The sequence below is a fragment of the Clostridiales bacterium genome (assembly GCA_018333995.1).
Classification (GTDB): Bacteria; Actinomycetota; Coriobacteriia; order Anaerosomatales; family SLCP01; genus JAGXSG01.
In genome coordinates this window covers 36,484-58,759 of record JAGXSG010000028.1, presented here as the reverse complement: position 1 = coordinate 58,759, position 22,276 = coordinate 36,484, and the positions used below count along the sequence as shown (strand labels likewise).

The 22,276-nt window shown below is 61.9% G+C and carries 21 protein-coding genes and 1 tRNA gene; 3 read left to right on the top strand and 19 right to left on the bottom strand.

The features are described 5' to 3' along the window. Positions 1 to 69: 69 nt before the first annotated feature. Together KGZ40_07625 and KGZ40_07620 are read right to left on the bottom strand one after the other, a co-directional pair. Positions 70 to 1,065: an EamA family transporter gene (locus tag KGZ40_07625; GenBank protein MBS3957382.1), complete on the bottom strand. Its 996-nt coding sequence runs from the start codon at positions 1,063 to 1,065 to the stop codon at positions 70 to 72. Then, on the bottom strand, positions 1,058 to 2,002 hold the full coding sequence (locus KGZ40_07620) for a cation transporter (GenBank protein ID MBS3957381.1): 945 nt from the start codon (positions 2,000 to 2,002) through the stop codon (positions 1,058 to 1,060). The genes KGZ40_07625 and KGZ40_07620 overlap by 8 nt, the downstream gene beginning before the upstream one ends. 102 nt (positions 2,003 to 2,104) lie before the next feature. On the opposite strand from KGZ40_07620, the gene KGZ40_07615 reads away from it, so the two are divergent. After that, entirely contained in the window at positions 2,105 to 2,401 is a 297-nt protein-coding gene (locus tag KGZ40_07615; GenBank protein MBS3957380.1) for a metal-sensitive transcriptional regulator, read from the top strand. A gap of 64 nt (positions 2,402 to 2,465) precedes the next feature. On the opposite strand, the gene KGZ40_07610 is transcribed toward KGZ40_07615, so the two are convergent. Both KGZ40_07610 and trxA read right to left on the bottom strand, forming a co-directional pair. Then, positions 2,466 to 2,837: a DUF302 domain-containing protein gene (locus KGZ40_07610; protein ID MBS3957379.1), complete on the bottom strand. Its 372-nt coding sequence runs from the start codon at positions 2,835 to 2,837 to the stop codon at positions 2,466 to 2,468. Positions 2,838 to 3,097: 260 nt separating this feature from the next. After that, on the bottom strand, positions 3,098 to 3,424 hold the full coding sequence (gene trxA, locus KGZ40_07605; protein ID MBS3957378.1) for a thioredoxin: 327 nt from the start codon (positions 3,422 to 3,424) through the stop codon (positions 3,098 to 3,100). Between the two features lie 218 nt (positions 3,425 to 3,642). Here trxA and KGZ40_07600 point away from each other — a divergent pair, with 218 nt between their 5' ends. After that, entirely contained in the window at positions 3,643 to 4,866 is a 1,224-nt protein-coding gene (locus KGZ40_07600) for a ferrochelatase (protein MBS3957377.1), read from the top strand. On the opposite strand, the gene KGZ40_07595 is transcribed toward KGZ40_07600, so the two are convergent. From KGZ40_07595 to KGZ40_07580, 4 genes are all read right to left on the bottom strand, one after another. After that, positions 4,857 to 5,579 carry a PHP domain-containing protein gene (locus KGZ40_07595; GenBank protein ID MBS3957376.1) on the bottom strand — a complete coding sequence of 241 codons (723 nt, stop codon included), beginning with the start codon at positions 5,577 to 5,579 and terminating at the stop codon, positions 4,857 to 4,859. The two genes, KGZ40_07600 and KGZ40_07595, sit on opposite strands and share 10 nt — an antisense overlap. A 211-nt stretch (positions 5,580 to 5,790) precedes the next feature. Next, complete coding sequence (locus tag KGZ40_07590; protein ID MBS3957375.1) at positions 5,791 to 6,957, bottom strand: pyridoxal phosphate-dependent aminotransferase; 1,167 nt, start codon at positions 6,955 to 6,957, stop codon at positions 5,791 to 5,793. A gap of 1 nt (position 6,958) precedes the next feature. Further along, entirely contained in the window at positions 6,959 to 8,260 is a 1,302-nt protein-coding gene (locus KGZ40_07585) for a cobalamin-dependent protein (GenBank protein ID MBS3957374.1), read from the bottom strand. Beyond that, entirely contained in the window at positions 8,257 to 8,988 is a 732-nt protein-coding gene (locus tag KGZ40_07580; protein ID MBS3957373.1) for a hypothetical protein, read from the bottom strand. The genes KGZ40_07585 and KGZ40_07580 overlap by 4 nt, the downstream gene beginning before the upstream one ends. A gap of 116 nt (positions 8,989 to 9,104) precedes the next feature. On the opposite strand from KGZ40_07580, the gene KGZ40_07575 reads away from it, so the two are divergent. Further along, positions 9,105 to 11,495 (top strand): SpoIIE family protein phosphatase, encoded by a 2,391-nt coding sequence (locus KGZ40_07575; protein ID MBS3957372.1) that lies wholly within the window; start codon positions 9,105 to 9,107, stop codon positions 11,493 to 11,495. Positions 11,496 to 11,573: 78 nt separating this feature from the next. Here KGZ40_07575 and KGZ40_07570 read toward each other — a convergent pair. The 11 genes from KGZ40_07570 to tpiA form a co-directional block, all read right to left on the bottom strand. Continuing rightward, a tRNA-Leu gene (locus KGZ40_07570) sits at positions 11,574 to 11,659 on the bottom strand. 96 nt (positions 11,660 to 11,755) lie between these two features. Further along, positions 11,756 to 13,231: a PH domain-containing protein gene (locus tag KGZ40_07565; protein MBS3957371.1), complete on the bottom strand. Its 1,476-nt coding sequence runs from the start codon at positions 13,229 to 13,231 to the stop codon at positions 11,756 to 11,758. After that, complete coding sequence (locus tag KGZ40_07560; protein MBS3957370.1) at positions 13,221 to 13,700, bottom strand: PH domain-containing protein; 480 nt, start codon at positions 13,698 to 13,700, stop codon at positions 13,221 to 13,223. The genes KGZ40_07565 and KGZ40_07560 overlap by 11 nt, the downstream gene beginning before the upstream one ends. Positions 13,701 to 13,739: 39 nt before the next feature. After that, on the bottom strand, positions 13,740 to 14,765 hold the full coding sequence (locus tag KGZ40_07555; protein MBS3957369.1) for a dipeptide ABC transporter ATP-binding protein: 1,026 nt from the start codon (positions 14,763 to 14,765) through the stop codon (positions 13,740 to 13,742). Then, positions 14,762 to 15,790, bottom strand: coding sequence for an ABC transporter ATP-binding protein (locus KGZ40_07550; GenBank protein ID MBS3957368.1), 1,029 nt, complete (start codon positions 15,788 to 15,790; stop codon positions 14,762 to 14,764). Before KGZ40_07550 ends, KGZ40_07555 begins: the two co-directional genes overlap by 4 nt. A 4-nt stretch (positions 15,791 to 15,794) precedes the next feature. Continuing rightward, positions 15,795 to 16,673: an ABC transporter permease gene (locus KGZ40_07545; protein MBS3957367.1), complete on the bottom strand. Its 879-nt coding sequence runs from the start codon at positions 16,671 to 16,673 to the stop codon at positions 15,795 to 15,797. Further along, positions 16,670 to 17,650: an ABC transporter permease gene (locus KGZ40_07540; protein ID MBS3957366.1), complete on the bottom strand. Its 981-nt coding sequence runs from the start codon at positions 17,648 to 17,650 to the stop codon at positions 16,670 to 16,672. The genes KGZ40_07545 and KGZ40_07540 overlap by 4 nt, the downstream gene beginning before the upstream one ends. Before the next feature lie 127 nt (positions 17,651 to 17,777). Continuing rightward, the gene (locus KGZ40_07535) at positions 17,778 to 19,433 is read right to left on the bottom strand and encodes an ABC transporter substrate-binding protein (protein MBS3957365.1); all 1,656 of its coding nucleotides are present in this window, start codon (positions 19,431 to 19,433) and stop codon (positions 17,778 to 17,780) included. 252 nt (positions 19,434 to 19,685) lie between these two features. Beyond that, on the bottom strand, positions 19,686 to 19,931 hold the full coding sequence (gene secG, locus KGZ40_07530) for a preprotein translocase subunit SecG (GenBank protein ID MBS3957364.1): 246 nt from the start codon (positions 19,929 to 19,931) through the stop codon (positions 19,686 to 19,688). A gap of 52 nt (positions 19,932 to 19,983) precedes the next feature. Continuing rightward, positions 19,984 to 21,522 (bottom strand): 2,3-bisphosphoglycerate-independent phosphoglycerate mutase, encoded by a 1,539-nt coding sequence (gpmI, locus tag KGZ40_07525; GenBank protein ID MBS3957363.1) that lies wholly within the window; start codon positions 21,520 to 21,522, stop codon positions 19,984 to 19,986. Beyond that, positions 21,519 to 22,271, bottom strand: a complete 753-nt coding sequence (gene tpiA / locus KGZ40_07520; protein ID MBS3957362.1) for a triose-phosphate isomerase — start codon at positions 22,269 to 22,271, stop codon at positions 21,519 to 21,521. The genes gpmI and tpiA overlap by 4 nt, the downstream gene beginning before the upstream one ends. Positions 22,272 to 22,276 lie beyond the last annotated feature (5 nt).

Here is a 22,276-nt window from a genome sequence, read left to right as displayed (position 1 = left end):
TACCGTTCGACCTGCGAAAACGCGTCGCACCTTAGCAAAGAATATACCACTCGCGATGAGTCTTCGCGCCTATGTCCCTGGTGGAACGTCAATAGGTCGTCTCTGCTCGGCCCTCCCCGGCGCCTGCACAATCATTATTGCGACGAGCACAAGTGCGCCGCCGAGCAGCTGGCTCGCATCGAACACCTCGCCTAACAGCGCAAAAGCGGTGAGGCCAGCGATCACTGGCTCAAGGGTCGCGACGATCGTCGCCCTCGTGGGATCGATGAAATGGAGCGCCTTCAGAAACGCTCCAAACGGCAGTATGGTGCTGACCACGGCGATAAACACCACAGCGGCCGCAGCTTCAGCAGAGCCAAACGCCGGCATCACGCCGTCGATACCTCTCAGATAGAGCAGCCAAAAGACGCTAGCGAAACCAAGTCCGTACGCAAGGAGTGTCCACGGCGAGTAGCGTGGAGCGGCGTACCGGCCCATCAGTGAGTAGCCCGCGAAGAACACCGCGGCGGCTAGCCCCCATGCAAGGCCTGCCCGGGAAACAGACAGGCCTCCCTCGCCCGCAACTCCGACGACAAGTGCGCATCCTGTGATCGAGAGCGCAACGCCCACGGGTAACGCCACTGTCAGCCGCTCCCTCAGGAACACGACCGTGAAGACGAGCACGAGGATGGGCGCCAGGTATTGAAGCAGGATTGCGGTAGCGACATTCGTGTGCGAGATCGCCTGGAAGTAGGTGATGTGCACGCCGGCAAGACCGACCACCCCGAAGACAGCAAGAAAGGGCACGTCCCTCGACGTGATCCGCAGCGCATCGCGCTTCATGAGCACGATGTAGACGATCAGGACCATGAAGGCCATCACGGCGCGGGCACCCGCTAGCGTCACAGGATCTACAGTAATGCCGAGCGGAGGCACCCGCCAGGCTAGCGTGTCAGGCCCGGCGGCCGTGAACATCCACTTAGCGGTAGTGCCCCCCATCGCCCACGCGATGGCAGCGACTAACGCGAGCGTGTACCCCTTCCACGTGTCCGTGCGGCGGTCCAAGCCAGAGCGGCCTCTACTCACCGGCCGACTCCCACTCGGCTTTGGTCTTGGCGGCCTGATAGGCGTCGAAGGGCTCGACGTGCACGATAACGTCGACAACCTGATTGAACGCGTCGCACACCGCACGCTCGACCCGTTCTGCGATAGCGTGGCCGACCTCAATGGTTTCCTCGGCAGCTACTTGCACGTGCAGGTCAACATAGACTTCCGCACTCGAACCGCGTGTCCTGACACCATGGCAGCCAAGCACGCCGGGTACCGCGCACGCGACCGCCGCGATGTCGGCAGCAGGGATGCGCGCGGCGTCCGAAAGCGTCACGCCGGCTTGACGGAAAATCCCCCACGCGGCGTACGCGATTGCACCGGAGACGAGAAGCGCTACCAGCGGGTCGGCCACAGGGTATCCCGCTCGAACGGCCACGAGCCCGCCAATGACGCCAAGGCTCACGAGCGCGTCACTGCCGGTGTGCCTCGCGTCCGCGAGCAAGATGTCGCTTTGCAGACGCCGGCCGGCCGCTCGCTGGTACAGGGTGGTCGCAACATTGATCGAGAGCGTCACAAGCATGACCGCGAAGAGTGTGCCTTCCACGCGTGGGGGCTCGCCGCCCGTAATGATGTGCGAGATGGCCGACGACCCGACGTTGTACGCGGCAAATGCAAGCATCGCGCCGATGCCCGCGGACGCGTATGTCTCGTATTTCCCGTGGCCGTATGGGTGATCGCGGTCAACCGGGCGTGCCGCCAAACCGAGTCCAACTAAACCGACCACGTTTGAGACGCCGTCGAATAGCGAGTGGAAGCCGTCCGCCTGCACGGATATCGAACCCGTCAGCGATCCCCACACGAGCTTAGCGACAGCGACCGTGACGTTGAGCCCGAGTGTGATCCACAGTACCCGGCGCACCTGACGCACCCGAGCGACTCCCGCGCTCTTCGTGGATTCTCTCCGAAACCCCATCTCTTCGATCTAGCCCCTTGCCCTTCATACCCCCTGGGGGTATGATACGCTGGTAAGACAGACCCAGATACGCTGTTCTCGAAACCTTATGGAGGCCTCGACATGACTGACATCGAGCACCCCGCAACCACCGACGCTGAACGAAAGCGCATCATCAACCGCCTCAAGCGGCTTGAAGGCCAAATTCGAGGCCTTCAGATGATGGTGGAATCCGGGAAAGATTGCGAGGACGTTCTCACTCAGATCATGGCCGCAAAATCCGCCCTCAATCAGGTCGGTCTACATATCATAGGGCACTCGATGAAGCGATGTCTCATCGACACAGAGAACCGCACCCGTGACGAACTAATCGACGAGGCGATCGCGGTCTTCATCAAGTACTCGGCGTGCGTGAAATAGGCTTTCTCCGCCGCGCGGAGCTGCGAGTGCGGCAGGATATGTCCCATCGTCGACGGAGTCACCGCTACCCAGTGGCTCCGTCGACGATCCCAATGACGGTTGCCTCCACCGCTTCGACAACCTCGTCGAGGCGGTGTTCAGGATAGACAGATCCAAAGACCGTGGGCCTCAAGGCCGCGACCACGCTCTGACCGTCCTCTTCGTAGATATTGATGCGACAGGGCAACACGAGTGAGAGCGGCGCCTCACTTGGCTCCTCGGCGGGTCCGATCTCGAGAATGACCAGCGGTCTGATGTTGAATCCTTTAGCGCCTACGGTTCCCCCGATATCGTACTTACGGTGAACGATGAAGCCGTGGACGCGCACCGAGCGCTCCACCGCGTCGATGGCATCTTTGAACGAACGTGCGGATCGACGCTTGTAAGCGTACTCCACGCGTCCAGTCCCCTCATCCAGGCTGTCTCGACCAGACAGCGTTTCGTCACCCTCAAGCAAACCCGCTGGCGCCGCACCCCCCGCCGTCGCTTGACGGACTCGAAGCCCTCAGGCCGAGAACGCCGCCTCCGACACCCGTGCGCACGGCACGCGAACCGCAACACGAACAAACCTTGTCCTCGTCGCGCAACAAGCGTGTGAAGAAGCGCTCTGTGCGCTCTCCGCAATCCTCGCATGTCAGATCATACGTCGGCAACGTATCACACCTCCAGTCCGAGTCCGGTCGCGATCGCGTCAGCAGGCCGTGCACCCACCACGGTCGCTGTCACCGAGCCACGCTCGAACTTGCTGATCGTCGGAATACTCATCACACCAAACTCCATGGCGATCTCACGATTCTCATCGATGTTGACCTTCACGAACTTGACCGTACCCGAAGCACGCACGGCCAGCTTCTCGATCTCGGGTCCGACGACCCTGCACGGACCACACCACGGAGCCCAGAAGTCAACGACAACGGGCATTGTCGCATCGAGTACCTCTAAGGCGAACTCCTCGCTATTGACGTCCTTCACCAGATCAGTCATCCGGCAGTCCTTTCGTATCTGGCCACAAGTCAACGTACCGAATCTATACCCACAGGGGTATCGGTTAAGCAAGCGGCGTGCCTCTCCGCCAGTCCATGCGTATTTCGCTGTCCATCCTGCGTTGACGTGCGCAGAAGCGCTCATCTTCGACTTCTGCGATAGCTGCCTGCGTCTACCCTCGGGTATCATGTCCCCACCGTCCCGACAAGGAGTGAGTGATGCACCCATTGCCCTGGGCCGGGCTTGTCCTAGCGGCCGTGTGTGCCGGCGCGTCTGTGGCGGGACTGCTCGTAGTGCGGCGCACCTTCGAGGCCATGATGGCAGTCTGCGGCATGGCGTCAATAGGCGCGCTTACCTATGCGTTCTACCTCATCATCGCCGCGGACGGACGCCCTGTCGTCTTCTTAGCAGGTACAGGAATTGCAGCCGCGGGCTTCGCAGGAGGGTTCGGGCTTGTGTCCGCCGTTCTTGAGACGGCCCGCACCACCCGCAAACGTGCCAACCCTGCTTTGACGTTCCAACCATCCGATGCTGATTCGACAGCGGTGTTCTTGCTTGCCGACATCGAAAACCCTACCTACGGTCCGGGAGACGTGACCGCGGAGATCTCCGATCTTGTCGATGCCGGCGTCTCCGAGCCCAGTATCGGTTCAACGCCGTTCGTCTACGCCGCGCAGAAGGCGCGCTATCGCGCCGTAGGCGACTTGAGTCCTGAATATGACCAAGCCCGCGCGCTCTGCGAAAAAATAACACCTCTTCTGGATCACAACCGTTTCGACTCTTGCCACCTTGTGCGCTGTCGAGACGGACGTGCGCTCACCGACGCAGTGGGCGCCGCCGTAGACAGCGGATACCGGAATGTCGTCGTGGCCACGGCCCACGTTGCGGAGTCGTTCCGGATCGACCGCGAGAAAAGCGGTGTGGACCCCATCTCGGGTACTGGTGGCGTCTGGATCACCTACACCCAGCCCCTGTGGGCTTCCGTCCCGCTCGCCAAACTCACAGTCGCGCGGATCCTCTCAGTGATTTCCTCGCGATCTGACGCTGGTGTTGCGCTGGTGATGAGCGGACAACCCGGAGAGCGTGAACGTACGTACGCGGCGTTCGACGTACAGGAGAACGCGTTCGTGAACCGGGTGAAGCTCCTGCTCACCGAGGCGGAGGTTCCGGCTGCGAACATCCGTACCTGCTGGCACGATTGGCGCACCCCCGACGTGAGCGAAACCGTGCGCCATTTGGCCGCACTCGGATGCTCGCGCATCGTGGTCTGTCCGGCGTGTTTCCCCTTCGAGAACCTGGCAACCTTGCTTGATTTCCCGGTCGCCATCAGACAGGCGCGGGTACCCGGCGAAGTCAGCGTCGTCCAAGTAGCGCCATGGCGCGACGACGATGTGTTTGCCGAGGAAATCGCCGCGGCAGTACACGCAACCCATCAGAGGTGACGCGCCTCGCAACGGTCCCAGTTCCAGACGTGTTGGCGGTGAATCTTGCGGATGCTACGCGCATACTTGAGCGTGAGACCGAGACCTCCAGGACCCGTCTCGGCGCGAGTCTCAAACCGGTCTATGCTCACCCGAAGGTCCGCGGCCGAGGAGCCCCGGAAAAGCGTATAGCCCGAGCCGATCCCCTGAAGCACGTGCGCATCGGAGCCACCGGTGGCAGCGATGCCGTTGCCTCCCGCGAACACCTTGGAGGCTATGCGATTCGCCCACCCGAGATACGGAATCGAGTTGTAGACCTCGAGCGCCTGAAATGCGAGTTCATTGGCGGCCTCACGAAACATCGTGCGTCCAAACGGACCGAAGACGCCTTGGTTGGAAAACGGGTGCGGAATCATCACGATGCCGTCTTGCTCACGGATGCGAGTGATGGTCTCGACAAGAGACAGGCCAGCTGGAACATGCTGTTCGAGGTACAGGCCGATCACGTGTCCGGAGCGAGAGGATATCTCTTCGCCGACGATGACCTCGAAGTCGTACATGTCCTCAAGAGACTTCGCGAAAAGCGCACCCTCGATCGTGTTGTGGTCTGTGATCGCGATGACACGAAGATCGGTCATCTCCTGCACGTGATCCATGATCTCAGGTATGCGCGCCAGCCCATCGCTGTGATTCGAATGGATGTGCAGGTCCGCCTTACTCCAACACTCGCTCAAAGAGACTCCCTCCCGGACGGCGTTTCCGCCCGAAGGTGTCGGCCTGTGCCAGGGAAATTAGTGCAACTGGCGTGCCGGTTCTAAATCACCAAGCATCCGCGTACCCGGCAGGCCCGGTCTTCCCGACTGATCCAGTATACGCATCGGCACCATGTCGGCCAAGCCGAAGCCATTTCCGACAAGCGGAACCCACACGTGCCAGCCCACGCGCTCATCTGCGGGCAGCCGCCCATTCCACGAGACGCGAAACGCCTTCGGCAAGGCGGTCAAGCGATGTGGCGTAGCTGAATCGAAGGAATCCTTCTCCTCCAGGCCCGAAGTCGATTCCCGGCGCACACGAAACCAGCGCCTCTTCGAGGATACGCCTTGAAAGCTCAAGTGAGTCTTGTCCCCACGCACGCGCATCAGCGAAGACATAAAAGGCGCCCATGGGCTCGGATGCAATTGCCAGTCCAACCTCGTCACGGAGAGCGGGGATGAGGTAGCGCCGCCGCTCGTCGTAGATCTCGCGCATCCGGGCGACCTCACCTTGGGCCTGGGTAAGCGCTACAGTTCCCGCCACCTGTACAAAGTGGTTGGCGCATAAAAAGAAGTTCTGCTGGATCTTCTCGGCGGGACGAACGAACTTTGTTGGCGCGATGAGGTAACCAAGACGCCATCCGGTCATCGCGTAGGCCTTCGAGAATCCGCTAAGCACGAAGGCGCGATCGGTGAACTCAAGTATCGAGCGGCTCGGACCTGAGAAGTCTAACCCGTGGTAGATCTCGTCGCTGACGATCCACACCCCGGTCTCCTCGGCGATGGCCGCGAGCGCTTGAAGGTCTTCGGGCGGCAAGACGGTGCCGGTGGGGTTGCACGGCGAGTTGACCATGATGGCCCGGGTGCGCGGAGTGATAGCCGCGCGAACCTCTTCGGGACGAATCCTGAAACCCTCCTCTGCCCTGACGCGCACCGTCACCGGAACACCGCCGAGGAAGTTTACGTAGTTGGGATACGCCGGGTAGCACGGATCAGTGACAATGACCTCGTCACCCGGGTCGAGGAGCGCGCCAAACACGAGGAGCATCGCCGGCGACGTTCCCTGAGTGACGACAATGTTATCCGGGTCGACGCCGACTCCGTACGCCGTGGAGTAGTGGTGACTAATCGCGACACGCAGATCGGGCAAGCCCGCCGCTTGCGTGTAGCCGGTATCTCCCGACTCCATCGCCGCCTCCGCGGCCTTGGTGACGACCTCCGGCGTGGGCAGGTCAGGATCCCCGATCTCAAGGCGCACAACGTCGTGTCCCGACGCGGCCAGCACCTTAGCGCGCGCGACAACATCCATGACGACAAACGGGCGGATCGCCTCAGCCCGTCGCGAGACTCCCATCGACATCCTACGCTCCTCCTCTGACGCGCGACGCACGCGCACGGTAGTGATCCATCAGTGCGTTGCCGAGCACCTCCAAGCGTCGCATGTCCGCAAACGAAATCTCGGCGGTCCTGATTACCTCGTGCGGCGGCTCGGAGTCAAATACTAGTTCGTGATCTTTGGCGTTCTCCCACAGGTCCGTACCGGGAAGAACGTGGAGAGTAGACATTTGGATCGCACCGGGATCGAGAGCGAGCACGAACCGCATGCCCGCAAGAACATCTGAGACGGTGTCACCCGGGAGACCGATTATGAGGTCGCACTCAACGCTGATACCGGCTCCCTTAAGGGCGGCGACACCGGCGGCAAAGCGATCTTGGTCGAAACGGCGTCGGCATATCTCGAGCGCGCGGGCTCCCACCGATTGCGGACCGGTCTCGACCGAAGCGACGCCTGCGCGCGCGAGCAGTGCGGCCTCTGGTGGTCCGATGCGCTCAATGTCTACCTCGATGGTCTTGAGGCGCACCCCGCGTGCGGCGTAAGGCGCGAGAACACCCGAAAGCCACTCGAGACGCTCTCCGTTAAGGTTGAACACCGGGTCGATGAAGGAGAAGGAGTGTATCCCGGGAACGCTCGTGACGTGAGCTATCTCAGCCTCAACGCGCTCGCGCGAGAAGTGTCGCACCCGTTGCGTGCCCTTGCCCTCGTAACAGTAGCCGCACCGGTGAGGGCAGCCGCGATACGTCTCGATGTAGGCGCCGGTCGCCGCAGGCTGCATCGTGCCGGTAAGAAACGGCGATGGGAGGCGATCAAGGTCGGCGAAGAGACCGCGGTCTGGTGCGCTAATCGGTGCACCGTCCTTTCGTGCGGTGACGCCGTCTACCCGCCAAAGCGCCCTCCCCTTGCGAATCGCGTAAAGCAAATCGGCAAACGTCTCCTCACCTTCACCTCTGACGACAGCGTCTACGGAGGGAACGGCCCGGATGACGTCCTCGGCAATGGGTCCGGGCTCTGGCCCCCCGACAATGATCCGCACCTCAGGCGCAATGCTGCGGAGCAGTCGGCACGCATCGTAGACGATGCGTGCGTTCCAGCACACGACCGAGAACCCCACCACGTCGGGCTCGAGCGCGGCAACCCGATACGCCACCCACCACGGGTCAACGGCAACATCGAGGTCGAGCGTCACGAAGCCGACTTCGCCTGCGAGGCGCGGATCTGCCTGAGCGTAGGCGCGCACATACCCAAGCGCGAGCGATCGGTGCCCGATGGCGTTCACGCCTACGAGCGCAACCTTTACGGCTGGCACGCGCGCCGCGGGCGTCACCGGACCACCTCTGTGAACGACATAACGTCGGTCCCGTGAAGAGCGCCTTTTCCGAGAAACTCAGTATCGAGAGCCGCAACCGCGACCCACACCCCATTTACCATACCTGTCTCGCACGCCGCGTGAACCTGCTCAATTGCCGAGCGCGGCAACGAGCCCCGAACTCGAAGCTCGACGCTCGCGGCTCCCCACGAGGCGAAGGTCACGATCACCTGGGGGAGAATGGGGGTTGTGTGGGCGCAGACATCGACGCGTCCTCTGACCGCGACCCGCACTTCCGTTTCCTCGGCCGCGTCACGGAAGCGTCCTACGCCCGCGCGCGATGCCTCGAACGCACCTTTCTGACCTGCGTAAGCGTCGTGTGTGGCGGCATCAGGGCCGAGCAGGGGAATCTCGATCACGCGGACACCCGCCCCGATCGCGCCGGTCGCATTACCGCCCGCGATGAATAAAGCGGCTGAAGTCGAGATGCCGATCCTCTCGACGCCCGCGTCGGTCGCAGCGGAGATGATCCGCGGAAGTGCGGGGTGTGCAAGCGGTTCCAGCCCCGTGAACAACACCCCCGCCGACAGATCGACAGAGCGCGCTGCGATGAGCTCGGCGATAATTTCCTCTGCGGGGCGGTAGCCAGCCGCCGCCGTGCCTGAAAGAGACGCAGGCGCGCATTGTCCGCAGGAGACCGCCTCACCCCACCCCACTGCTACCCTGCCAAATGACAGCACCGCCACGTTCCTTCCGTATCGTCGCCGACGACGACCCAAGAATAGCCCATGCGCTCCACCTGTTGAATGAGCGCTGAGCGCGTGCCACGATGTCGCTATCTGAATGATGATCAGGGGACCACATGACACTGCCCGAACGCCTGCAAGGACAGCGAACATCGCCCGCGATGTACGTGGCGATTCTCTTCGCCGCGATCACGGGCCTTGCCGTGGTGCGATCAGTCTTTGGCTACCTGATGTTCCACTCGGTAGTCGAGATATTCTCGATAGCTGTCGCGGCCGGCATGTTCATGATCACGTGGAACTTAAGACGCTTCTTCGACGCGGGATATCTGCTCGTGCTGAGCGTCGGCTTTTTCGTTGCGGCGTGCGTAGACACCCTCCACACCTTTTCGTACCCAGGGATCGGTATCTTGCCGGACGCGACCGCGAATCTCCCCACTCAGCTGTGGCTGATAGCACGGTACCTTGAAGCGGCCGCGCTCGTCGTCGCACCCGCGTTCGCCATCCGCAAGGCCGATGCAGCCCGTGTGCTCGGTGGATTCGGGTTCGCAGGCGCCGCACTCCTGGCCACGGTGTTCGTGTTCGATGTGTTTCCAGCCGCGTTCATTCCCGGCACGGGATTAACGCCGTTCAAGATCTGGAGTGAGTACGCGATCATCGCGACGATGGGCCTCGGGCTTGTCGCGGTGCACCGCCATCGCTTCGCGTTCCAGCGTGAAGTCTACGTTCTGCTCTCAGCCGCCATAATCGCCGCTATCGCCTCAGAGATGGCGTTCACCCTCCACGCCGATCCGTACGGCACATGGAACCTCATCGGTCACCTGCTCAAAGTAGCGACATTCTTCCTCCTGTACCGTGCGGTCGTCGAGACGGCGTTGGTGCGCCCGTTCGACGTGCTCTTTGGCGACCTGAAGACACTCACTCACGACCTGAGCGAAAGCGAAGCTCGCTTCCGCACGACGTTCGAACGCGCCACCGTCGGCATCGCACACATCGACATGCAGGGTGAGTGGATACGGTACAACCAACGACTCGCGGCGATCGCCGGATACGAACCCGATGAGCTCGCTCACCATCGGCCCGACGACATCACGCACCCCCAGGATCGAGCGGAAGAACGGCTCCTCATCGAGGGCCTCACCGCCGGGGACATCGACGAGTACCAGGTAGAAAAGCGGCTCATCACCAGGGATGGTTCCACGGTGTGGGTCGAGGCGAGCCGTACTTTGCTCAGAGGCGACGATGGCGCACCGCGATACTTCATCGCGACGCTCGAACGCATCGACGCGCGTAAGGAGAGGGAGACCGAGCTGCGCAGGTCGCGTGATCTGACAGAGGCGGTCAACCGGATCGACACGCTTATCAGCGCGACCACCGATGTAGGAGAGATAGCGCAAATCTCCGCCGAGGAAGGCGCTAACGCCCTCGGTGCCGAGAGCGCGGTGTTCATGACGGTCCACCGGCACACCTGGTCAATCGCGCACCTCTACCGTTTTCCTGGTCATCCCGATGGCGTCGAAGGTCCGTGGTCGGCGATCGACGGCGCGGACATCGTCGCCAGTCCAGACACGTTTTCCGACGACCGGTTCGATCGCGCGCTCACGCGCCGTTGGAACGTGCGCGCGGTGCTCGCCGTGCCGCTCGCGCTCCGGGGAGAAGTGCTCGGCGTCATCTACTTCGTGTACCACTCCGCGCCGCACCGGTTCTCCGACTCCGAGCTTGAGTTCGCGCGCAAGCTCGGAGTCTCGATCGCGCTCGCGATCGACACCTCAAGGACGTTTGAGTCTCAACGCGCGATCGCAGATGCGCTCCAGTCGGCCCTTCTCTACATGCCGGACAACGTACCTGGGCTCGAAATCGCACACGTCTACCGCTCGGCGACTGAACTCACGCGCATCGGGGGCGACTTTTACGACGTGTTCGACGTGGCGCGCGACGTGGTCGCGTTCGTGCTCGGTGATGTGTCCGGCAAGGGACTAGAAGCCTCGACGTTGACCGCGATGGCCAAGAGCACGATCCGCGCGTTCGCATACCAAGACCACCGCCCCGCCCATGTCCTTGAAGCCGCCAACTCCGCGATCTCATCCCAAATCGATGATAGCCGCTTCATCACAGCGGTCTACGGCACGATCGACATGACGACCGGCACTCTGCGCGTTGCGTGCGCTGGCCATCCACCCCCGCTCGTGTGCGTCGATCGATTCTGCGTTGAGCACCATATCGAACGTTTCCCGCCACTCGGCGTGTTAGCGGCAACGACGTACACCGAGCATGAGATCACCTTGAGCGAGAACACGATCGTGGTGCTCTACAGCGACGGGCTGATCGAAGCACGCAACGGCGCGTCATTCTTCGGTGAGGAACGGGTCGCCCGCGTCATCGAGGATGTAGCGGCCCAAGGCGTCCAGGGGGTCGTCGACACGCTCGTACGCGAGGTTGAGACGCACTCCGGCGGCCAGACCCGAGACGACGTGGCGATCGTCGCAATGCGCTACCTGGGCAGGAAGTAAGGGACAGCAGGGGTCCGGGAGCACCTCGGCCGTAAACGAAAGCGGCTCCTCTCCTTGAGAGAAGCCGCTGATCATTCATGGTGTCCGAGGCGAGAGTTGAACTCGCACGTCCCTAGGGACACTAGGCCCTCAACCTAGCGCGTCTGCCATTCCGCCACTCGGACGACTTGCCACGCCCGTGAGCGCGACGGACGACAGTATAACGTACTCATCGGGGGCGTGCCAGCGGGATTTCAGGCCGGGATCTCTGGCGGGACACGCTATGGCTCGACCCCGTCTGACACCCACTCGAGGACGTGGCGCGCGTCGGCAAAACCGATGTGCCTAATCGTGAACGTCGCAGGCGCAGGACTTGACGGGATGCGAACGGCGAGCGTCCCGAGTCCCGCTATCCTCTGCAATGGGTTCTGGCTCACCGAGACCGACTGTATCCGCTGCCGCCGGATCAGCACGGAGGTGCGCGCCACGTTGCGGTAACGGAGCGCGAGCACTCCCCCGTGCACGCTCCATCCAGCATCAGCGTACGCGAGCGCACCCCACGCGGCCGCGGCGACGGGAAGAACGAGCGAGAGAGCTCCCCACGGGCTGAGCGCAGTGAGCACCGCGGCGAGGACAGTGGGGCCAACGGCGGAGGCAAGCACGTAACGTCTGCGCGCGGCGCTCGGCAGTCCTCGAAGAGGGGCGGCACTATGGCCTGGCGCCATGAGGTCGGCAAATCGCACGGCGTCGGCCCGGACGATGAGCGGGTGCAATATCGTCGGTCCCGAGCTTTGCCCTTCGGAAGCCGCGGCGATCCCCGCTGCGTCGACGCCCACGGTTACCCGGCCGAGTGCTTGACGCAACGGGCTTTCGATCAGCCGGACCGCCTGAATCCTATCGAGAGGCACGCTCCTGCTCTCACGCTGCAAGAGGCCACGTTCGACACGTACTTCGTCACCCGCCCGCTCTGTCGCAAACTCCCAGTACGCAAGTGCGGTCGATACGCTTCCCACGACCCAACCGATGAGCAACATCACCGCGAGCATCCCGCCCGCGAACAGAAAGAACATCGGTGATCCAAACGGCGTAACAGCCGCAAGAGGCGTGTCCGCAAACAGCACCGGCGCAAAACCTCCAACTATCGGCATCAACGCTGCGAATGCAAGCATGCCCGCCGAGGACGTCGCGCCAACGAGCAACGTCTCTCTCGTCGACAACCGCCACACAGGTCCGGACGTGCGCGGGGTTGCCTCGATGCTGCCGTCGCCGCCGGTCGCCAAAGACCGCATGCTCTCGCGGACGCGCAGCGCGGCTGTGAACCCGCGTGCGTCCTCCTCGGTCAGCGCCGGGATAGAGACCTCTGGCGCGCTGCCTCGGCCCGCGGTGTGAACGTTGACGGTAACGAGACCAAGAACGCGAAAGAGCAGGTTGGCCCTCATGTCGATCGACTGTATGCGCTCGGGCGTGAGCCGTGTGCTCTTGCGAATGATGAGTCCGTGCTCGACTCTAAGCGTCCCGTCCTCGATATGAAAGGTGAAGCGGTACCACTCCGCCCACGCGAGCGCCACCGTGCCAAGCAACCCGAGCACGATCGCGGCTGCGATCGCCGCTACTGCGAGAAGAGGCGCGGCGCCGTCACCTCTTCCTCCACCCACAGACGCCATCAACACTACCGCCGGCGCGGCTAAAAAGCCGAGGAACTTGGCCGAATAGACGAGAACGCCAGCGGGATGTGCGCGTCGGGGCTCAGACCACATCTTCACTCACCCGGGCGAGCGTGGCGATGCGGTCACGCAGATCGTCAGCCACTTCATCTGCGAGAGCCGGTATCTCATGTTCGCCACCGGCCGTCGCTACCGTCACGCTGGAGAGACCGAAGGCTCGCAGAAGCGGGCCGGCCTTCGTGTCGACGTGTTGAACGCGGGTCATCGGGATCAAAGTACGGGTGCGCACGATGAGCCCGTACAGGAGGTATATCTCGCTTTCGGTGACCTCGTAGCGCCATCGGAGCCACCTCACCCTCGGCACGATCGCCACCGAGATCACCGCCACGAAGACTGCGACGGCGGAGACGGCCAACGCGACCCATATCTGAATGAGACCCGCTGCCGCCAATCCGTACGCGACTCCGGCAGCAATGGCGGTTACGAGCGTCTCAGCGGCCCCTGAGACGCGCCACACGGTTACTGCACGTGAGTCGATTCTCTCGGCTGGATCCGGGCGCACTGGCGTCTCCTTCGCATCGTGGCGTATCCGCACGTAAGTCTAACGCGTCTGGCCGCCGTGTACCTGCCCGCCTAGCGGGATGGGATTCGGGGATGCGAAGTGGCACGCGGCTCGATGTCCAGAGGCAACCTCGCGAAGCTCGGGAACCTCGTCGCGACACCTCGGCAACTGCGCTATCGGACAGCGTGTGTGGAATCGGCACCCGGACGGCGGGTCGATGGGACTGGGCACGTCGCCTGAGAGGATAATGCGTTCGCGCGTCTTTTGCTTCACGGGATCGGGCACCGGCACAGCTGAGAGAAGAGATTGCGTGTATGGGTGGTGCGGGGAGTCATAGAGACCCCGCCACTCGCCGATCTCCACAATCCTGCCGAGATACATGACCGCAACGCGATCCGAGATGTGACGTACGACAGAGAGATCGTGCGCGATGAAGAGGTAGGTGAGTCCGAAGCGGTCCTGAAGATCGTCGAGCAAGTTCACGACCTGCGCTTGTATCGAGACGTCGAGGGCTGAGACCGGCTCGTCGCATACGATGAGCCGCGGCTGTAGCGCAAGAGCGCGTGCGATGCCGATGCGCTGACGCTGACCGCCGGAGAACTCGTGCGGGTACCGGTTGATGTGCTCCGGATTAAGACCGACAACCTCGAGAAGCTCCTTGACGCGGTTGCGCCGATCATCCCGCGTGCCAATGCCATGCACCACGAGTGGCTCCCAAACGATCTCCCCGATCGTCATTCGCGGATTGAGCGAGGCATACGGATCCTGGAAGATGATCTGCACGTCGCGGCGGAACGCCTTGAGCGCCGCACGCCTCATCGAGCCCACGTCCTGGCCGCCAAACGTCACCGTGCCCGAGGTAGGCTCAAGCAGGCGCATCACGCATCTGCCGGTTGTCGACTTGCCACATCCCGACTCCCCCACAAGGCCAAGCGTCTCTCCCGCGTTCACCGCAAACGAGACGTCATCGACCGCGTGTACCTTCCTGCCGATCCTGCTGCCGAGCATCCCCTGTTCGACTGGGAAGAACTTGCACAGGTTATCTACTCGCAGCAGCTCAGTCACGCGGAAGTCACCTCCGGCTCGCCGCACGCGACAGCGACCCCACGGCGAAACTCAGGGTCGCTTGAGAAGTGACACGCCGAGACGTGCCCGCCGCTCACGTCAACCACGGGAGGCTCGGTACTCGCGCAAATCTCCTGCGCGTAGGGGCACCGAGGATGAAACGCGCAACCCGGGGGCACGTTGATGAGGCTTGGGGGGTGTCCGGTTATCGGATGGAGCACGCTCTTCTTGTCAACGTCGTGCCGGGGAAGACTGTCAAGGAGGCCCCACGTGTACGGATGGAGGGGGTCGTAGAACACCGAATCCGCTTGACCGTACTCAGCTTGTCTGCCGGCGTACATCACCATGACGTCGTCGGCCAGGTCGGCCACCACACCCAAATCGTGAGTGATCATGATGATCGCGGCACCCGTGCGTTGCTGCATCGCGACCATGAGTTCCAGAATCTGCGCTTGGATCGTCACGTCGAGCGCGGTGGTAGGCTCATCGGCAATGAGGATGTCGGGCTCGCACGCGAGGGCCATCGCGATCATCGCACGTTGCCGCATTCCTCCGGAGTACTGATGCGGATACTCTTTGGCGCGATCCCGTGGATTAGGGATACCTACCACGTCGAGCAACTCGACCGCGCGTTCGAACGCCTCCGCACGGCTCATCCCCTTGTGAAGAATGAGTGATTCACCGATCTGCCTGCCCACTCGAAACACGGGATTGAGCGAGGTCATCGGATCCTGAAAGATCATCGCGATACGGTCACCGCGCAAGCTACGGACACCGGCGTCGTCCATCTTTAGGATGTCTTCGCCTTTGAAGAGCACCGAACCGCCAACGACACTGCCCTTCGGTCCAGCGACGAGACGCATGATCGAAAGCGCGGTGACGGACTTGCCCGAGCCGGACTCGCCAACAACCGCGAGGGTCTTCCCGGGCTCAAGGGTAAACGTCACGCGATCGACCGCCTTGACGACACCGTCGCGAGTGGTGAAGTGCGTCTGGAGGTCTCTGACCTCAAGAAGTGCGGGCATTTGCTCAGTCCTTCATCTTCACATCGAGCGCGTCGCGCAGCCCGTCGCCCATGAACACGAACGCGAGCACGGTGGTCAGAATCGCGAACCCGGGCCAGATAGTGAGCCATGGAGCGGCAAACATAAGCGATTTGGCATCGGAGAGCATCAGGCCCCACGACGGCGTCGGAGGCTGGACACCCATCCCAAGAAACGACAGAGCGGCCTCGGTGATTATGGCTCCACCTACACTCATCGTCCCGTAGACGATGATCGGAGCGATCGCGTTGGGCATGATGTGGCGAAACATGATGCGGACGTCGGAGGCCCCCATCGCACGAGCAGCGTCGACGTACTCGTTTTCTTTGACTGAGAGTATCGAACTGCGGAAAACGCGCGCGATACTCGGCCAGCCGAGTATGCCGATCGCGATAAAGACGTTTCGGTAGCTCGGGCCGAGCACCGCGATGAGAGCGATCGCGAACAGGATGTAGGGAAACGCAAAGAACACGTCGGCTGAACGCATTACGAGGGTGTCGACGAGGCGACCGTAGTAGCCAGAAAGCGAGCCGAGTAGCAGGCCGATTACGAGGGAGATCGAGACAGCGAGAACGCCCACCGTGAGCGAAATACGTGCGCCGTACACCACCCGCGAGAACACGTCGCGGCCGAGCTTGTCGGTACCGAACGGATGCTCAAGCGATGGCGGTGCGAGGCTCGCTCCTGGGGTCGTGTTGACCGCCAGCGGGTCACCAAAGGTCTGCGGCACCCACAGGTCGGCGCTTAACGCCATCAAGACTACGAAAGCGATCCACACAAGCCCCGCTATCGCGAAGGGGTTCGTTCTAAGGCGCCGCCACGCATCCCCCCAGAGCGTGCGGCTCGGTGCCGACGCGACCGTCATCGCCCGGCACCTCCTCCGTACCTGATGCGTGGATCGAGCAGGGCGTAACTCAAATCAACGATGAGGTTGATGATCATCACGATGAACACGATGACAATCACCCCGCCCATCACTATCGGCCAATCACGCTGGCCTACAGCGAGGAATATCTCGCGTCCTACCCCAGGCCAGCTAAAGACTGTTTCAGTGAGAATGGCCCCGCTCATCATGACGCCAAAATCGATTCCGATGAACGTGACGACAGGTATGAGCGCGTTTTTGAGCGCGTGACGAAAAACCACCGCGCGCCTGGTGAGGCCCTTTGCCTCTGCGGTGCGTATGTAGTCCTGGCCCATCGCCTCGAGCATCTGGCTGCGCATAATGCGCGCCACGTACGCTGTCGAGACCGACGCCAGGGTAATGGCCGGAAGGATAATGTGGACCCAGTCAGGGAACTGATTCGATGACATCTGTGACATAGGCAAGAAAAACGCGCCGCCTGTCCACTCTTTGAGTTTGATGCCGAAGAGTATCTGAAAGAGCATCCCGAGCCAGAACACGGGAACTGACACGAGTACCGACGTGGACAGCGTCAGGAGGACGTCAAGGAATGAGTACCGCCGGATCGCAGATATGATCCCCGCCGCAATGCCGAGAATGATCTCGACAAATATGGCGGCGAGCGCAAGCCGCAACGTATTTGGAAACTTCTCCGCGAGGATATCGAGCACGGGTCGGCCCCGTTGGAACGACTCGCCCAGATCACCCTGCAGGAGATTCTGCACGTAGATGGCGTACTGGACGTACAACGGCTCATCGAGGGCGTGCTTGGCGACGATCTGCTCGCGCAACGCTTCCGAGATCGCGCGCTCACCGGTGATCATCCGGACCGGATCACCGGGCAGTACGCCAGGCGCCCTGAGTATGAAGAGTATGAGCGTGACCCCGATGAGCACCGGGATCATCTGAAGTATGCGCCGAACAGCGTACGTAAGCATGTATCGCGACTCGTTTCGAGATGTACCGCGCAAATCTTACTAGCGAACGACGCGCCGGGCCGCCCAGACGGGCGGCCCGGCATCGTCACTCACGCGCAAGCGATGACGGGATTGGGTTCCATCCTCGCTACTGCTTAAGCCATACCTTATCGAAGTCGAACAGTCCCTTGGGACTATAGACGCCATCCATTACACGGTCTGACGCGATATGGAAGTGACGGTAGAACATCAGCGGGATGAGCGGGGTATCCTCGCCGAGCGTGCGCTCGATCTCGCGATAGAGTTCGATGCGCGCTGCGTCGTCGGTGGTACGACGAGCCTCTTCAAGTTTGGCGTCAATATCGGGGTTGCTGTAGCCGGTGTAGTTGTCTCCGCTGTCTGACTTGAAGAGCGGATAGAGGAAGTTGTCCATGATCGGGTAGTCGGCGATCCAGCCGAGACGACCCATCTCGTAGTCCTTCGCATCGAGTTTGTCGAGGTACTGCGCCCACTCCATGCCCTCGAGCTCGGTCTCGATCCCGATCGCCTTCAGGTCGTTTTGGACGAGCTGCAGTATGTCTTCGTGTCCGGCGCCCGTGTTGTAAGCGAGTGCGAGAGTGGGGATACCCTCACCACCAGGGAAGCCAGCCGCCTCAAGCAAAGACTTGGCCTCTTCGACATCGTACCGTGCATACGCGAAGCCATTCTCCTGGAATCCGAAGATGCCCTCGGGCACGATGCCGGTGGCAGGCTCACGGGTGTCCTCAAAGATCGTCGTGCAGATCGCCTGACGATCTATCGCAAGGGAGATCGCACGGCGCACGTCGACGTTGCTCAACGCCTCCACCTCGTTGTTCACGAGCAGGAAGTACGTCGCGAGCTCGGTCCCGAGCGTCACCTGGTTGCCAGGATTGAGGGTGTAGCCGTCCAGGCTCTCACCATACTGATCGACGGTCGCCTGGATTTGACCGGTGGGGATCTGCGTGAAGTCTATGTTGCCCTGCTGGAACTCGAGCCACGCGGTATCTGAATCAGCGAGGATTTTGAACTCGATTCCATCGATGTAGGGCGCATCGCCGTAGTAATCGGCGAATCTCTCGACCTTGACATACTGATCGTCAGCCCACGGCTCGCTCATCATGAACGGGCCGTTACCTATCGGCATGCGGCCGAACTCTCCCGCATCGACCGCCTCAGCGGGAACCGGGGCGAGCGCGGGATGGCCAACGACGTACTCGAAATCGGCGAACGCATAGTTAAGCGTTACCTCGAGAGTATAGTCATCGACGACACGCACACCCGAAAGCTCGGTGGCCGTACCATCCTGCATCTCATCGTATCCCTTCACCGGAGCAAGGTGGTACGAGATCTCCGATTCGTTCACAGGGTTACAGATGCGTTCCCATGCGTACTTGAAATCCTGTGCGGTCACCTCACGGCCGTTGTGGAACTTCGCGCCCTGGACAAGGTTGAACGTCCACACGGTCGCGTCCTCGTTGGACTCCCACGACTCCGCTGCAGCGGGCAACACCTCAGATGTGAGTGAGTCGAACGTGACCAGGCTATCGAAGAGCACCTGGCCTACCTGGGTTCCCTCGGACTCCTGCAGATTCACAGGATCGATATACGCGGGCTGTGAGATGTAGTACACGAACGTCCCGCCAGCGACCGGTTCCTCGGACGGCTCTTCGCCGTTCGCCGGCTCCTGCGGCGCGGTGGGTGCACACCCGGCCACGCCAAACACCGAAAACACCAGTCCAAATACGAGCAATAGCGCAAGCGACGTGCGATATCTGCCAGACAACGTAGCGCCTCCCTTCCTTTGACGAGCGGCCACTGCAGCCGCTGCCCCTTCGCGTGGTGAACTCCCCTTCTGCTGGGGACGATCACCGGGTACCACCGAGTCCACACGCGGCACCGTCGCTAAGTGTCTACCCTGTATCGTCCGAAGGCAAGCGCGACGCTCGGAGGGAAAGTGGAGGTAGACGATCTAAAGCAACCGGACCCTGAGTAGGGTCCGGTTATTGATGCGATGTAACGTAAATCGATGCAAGCGCTAACCACCTGGCGTGTACGTCACCATGAGTAGCAGCGTAGTTACCGTAAACGTGACCGCAGCGGCGATGGTTAGTCTGTCGAGGTTCTTCTCGATGATGCCGGTTCCTGTCGCGGTGGCAGGCATGACTCCCGAGAACATCGACGAGACCCCGGTTCCCTTACCCGAGTGAAGGAGGATGAGCAACACGAGCGCCAGTGACGCTACGATGTGGATGATGAGCAGCAGGCCGACTAGGACATTCACGAATCTCTCTCCTTGTTCGCGTTCGATTGCGCCGCAACGCCGTGGCAAACGCTTAGTATACCAGCAGATTGCGGCCCGTCCACTCCTGGGGCGCTTCTATGCCGAGCAACGCGCACACCGTCGGGCTGACGTCGCACAGTCGGCCCCCGTCAGCCAAAGCGCGCGCCTGCGTACCGACGGCGATCAGCGGAACGTCTGACAGCGTGTGCGCGGTAAACGGACCCGATCCGTCGGATTCGAGCATGCACTCCGCGTTTCCATGGTCGGCCGTGACAAGCACGGCGCCTCCCTGGGACCGCACCGCCTCGACGACCCGGCCCACACACGCGTCGACCGTCTGAACAGCTGCGACAGCCGCATCGAACACGCCTGTGTGACCCACCATGTCGCAGTTGGCGTAGTTGACGATGTAGACATCAGCCTTCGCGTCTTCGATCGCCCTGACAAGCGCCTCAGTGACCTCAGGAGCGCTCATCTCTGGTTTGAGGTCGTACGTGGGGACTTTGGGGCTAGGGATGAGGATCCTTTCCTCTGCGTGCTTGGGGATCTCGGCGCCGCCATTGAGAAAGAAGGTGACGTGCGCGTACTTCTCAGTCTCTGCGATATGGAGCTGACGGAGCCCTGAGTCGGCGAGCACGTCGGCGAGCACGCACGACGGAATGTCTTTTGAAAACGCAACCTGCGCGGGGATCGTGGGATCGTACTCAGTGAGACAGACGAAACGTGTCTTTGGCCTGCGTGGACGTGCGAAGTGGTCGAAGGACGCGTCCACGAACGCACGCGTGAGCTCCCGGGCACGATCGGGCCGGAAGTTAAAGAACACGACCGCGTCACCTTCGCGCACAACCGCAACGGGAGCGTCGCCATCGTGCACCACTATGGGAAGCACGAACTCATCCGTCACTCCCGTGGCATACGAATGCTCAACAGCGGACAGCGGATCCTCCGTCGCCACACCCTCGCCTAAGACCATCGCGCGCCAGGCCTTCTCGATTCGCTCCCAACGTTCGTCACGATCCATCGCGTAGTAGCGGCCCATGACGGTTGCGATCCCGCCCGCACCCGTGGTCGCGAAAAACTCGTTGAGATCGGAGATGAAACGTGCACCTGATGTCGGCGAAACGTCACGCCCGTCGAGGAAGCAGTGAACGGCGATGCGTTCGGCACCTCGACGCGCAGCCATCCGCACGAGCGCGTAGAGGTGCTCCCTGTGGGAGTGGACCCCACCGTCAGAAAGGAGCCCCATGAAGTGGATGGCGTTACCGGCGGCAACCGTGGCGTCGATGGTCTCCGCGAGAATCAGGTTCTCAAAGATTGAACCGTCCTCGATGGCCGCGTCGATCCGAGTGAGTTCCTGGTAGACGACCCTCCCCGCACCGATGTTGAGGTGCCCGACCTCTGAGTTGCCCATCTGACCGTCAGGCAATCCGACCGCACGGCCCGAGGCGCTCAACCGCGTATGCGGCTCACTCGCGAACAACCCGTCGAGCACGGGGGTGTGCGCCGCCGCGATCGCATTTGCCGGCCCGGGATCGGCCAGACCGTACCCGTCCATGATGATGAGAACGAGCGGCTTGTGCCCGTACGTCACCGAGCAGCCTCGGCGATTGCCGCAAAGGACCCAGCGTCAAGCGCGGCGCCACCCACGAGCGCGCCGTCGATATCAGGTTCAGTAAAGAACATCGATGCATTCTCGGGCTTAACTGAACCGCCGTAGAGTACACGCGCTGAGAGCGCCGCCGGTTGACCGAAGAGCGCTCCGACGGTGGCCCGAATGGAGCGGGAGACGTCGTTGGCGCTTTCAGGCGTGGGCGTGCGGCCAGTGCCAATCGCCCATATCGGTTCGTAGGCGATGATCACTCGCGCGGCCTCCTCGGCGGACACACCCGCAAGAGCCGCGCGAACCTGAGCTCGCACGTGCGCGTCTGTATCGCCCGCCTCTCGAGTGGCGAGTGACTCTCCCACGCACACGATCGGCACCATCCCCGCCAAAAACACGGCGCGCACCTTCTTGTTCACGCTCTCGTCAGTCTCGCCAAAGTACTCTCGGCGTTCAGAGTGGCCGACTATCACGTAGTCGCACCGAAGATCGACGAGCATGCGTGTTGAGATCGCGCCGGTGAACGCACCGTCGGGCTCCCAGTAGACGTCTTGTGCGCCGAGGCCCATCGTAAGCTTGTCGAGCTCTATGACGGTCGAAACACTCTTGAGCGCCGTGAACGGCGGGCACACCACGACATCAACATCGTCCCAAAATCCGCTCACAAGCGACTCGATGTTCTGGGTGAGGATCGCTCCTTCCCCGGCGGTCTTGTGCATCTTCCAATTGCCGGCAACCATCGGTC

What these genes read in the sequence shown, in the direction of transcription:
- KGZ40_07620 (MBS3957381.1), bottom strand. Translation starts at nt 2,002, where the DNA reads ATGGGGTTTCGGAGAGAATCCACGAAGAGCGCGGGAGTCGCTCGGGTG.
- KGZ40_07615 (MBS3957380.1), top strand. Translation starts at nt 2,105, where the DNA reads ATGACTGACATCGAGCACCCCGCAACCACCGACGCTGAACGAAAGCGC.
- trxA (MBS3957378.1), bottom strand. Translation starts at nt 3,424, where the DNA reads ATGACTGATCTGGTGAAGGACGTCAATAGCGAGGAGTTCGCCTTAGAG.
- KGZ40_07600 (MBS3957377.1), top strand. Translation starts at nt 3,643, where the DNA reads ATGCACCCATTGCCCTGGGCCGGGCTTGTCCTAGCGGCCGTGTGTGCC.
- KGZ40_07590 (MBS3957375.1), bottom strand. Translation starts at nt 6,957, where the DNA reads ATGTCGATGGGAGTCTCGCGACGGGCTGAGGCGATCCGCCCGTTTGTC.
- KGZ40_07575 (MBS3957372.1), top strand. Translation starts at nt 9,105, where the DNA reads ATGACACTGCCCGAACGCCTGCAAGGACAGCGAACATCGCCCGCGATG.
- KGZ40_07565 (MBS3957371.1), bottom strand. Translation starts at nt 13,231, where the DNA reads ATGTGGTCTGAGCCCCGACGCGCACATCCCGCTGGCGTTCTCGTCTAT.
- KGZ40_07550 (MBS3957368.1), bottom strand. Translation starts at nt 15,790, where the DNA reads ATGCCCGCACTTCTTGAGGTCAGAGACCTCCAGACGCACTTCACCACT.
- KGZ40_07545 (MBS3957367.1), bottom strand. Translation starts at nt 16,673, where the DNA reads ATGACGGTCGCGTCGGCACCGAGCCGCACGCTCTGGGGGGATGCGTGG.
- KGZ40_07540 (MBS3957366.1), bottom strand. Translation starts at nt 17,650, where the DNA reads ATGCTTACGTACGCTGTTCGGCGCATACTTCAGATGATCCCGGTGCTC.
- tpiA (MBS3957362.1), bottom strand. Translation starts at nt 22,271, where the DNA reads ATGGTTGCCGGCAATTGGAAGATGCACAAGACCGCCGGGGAAGGAGCG.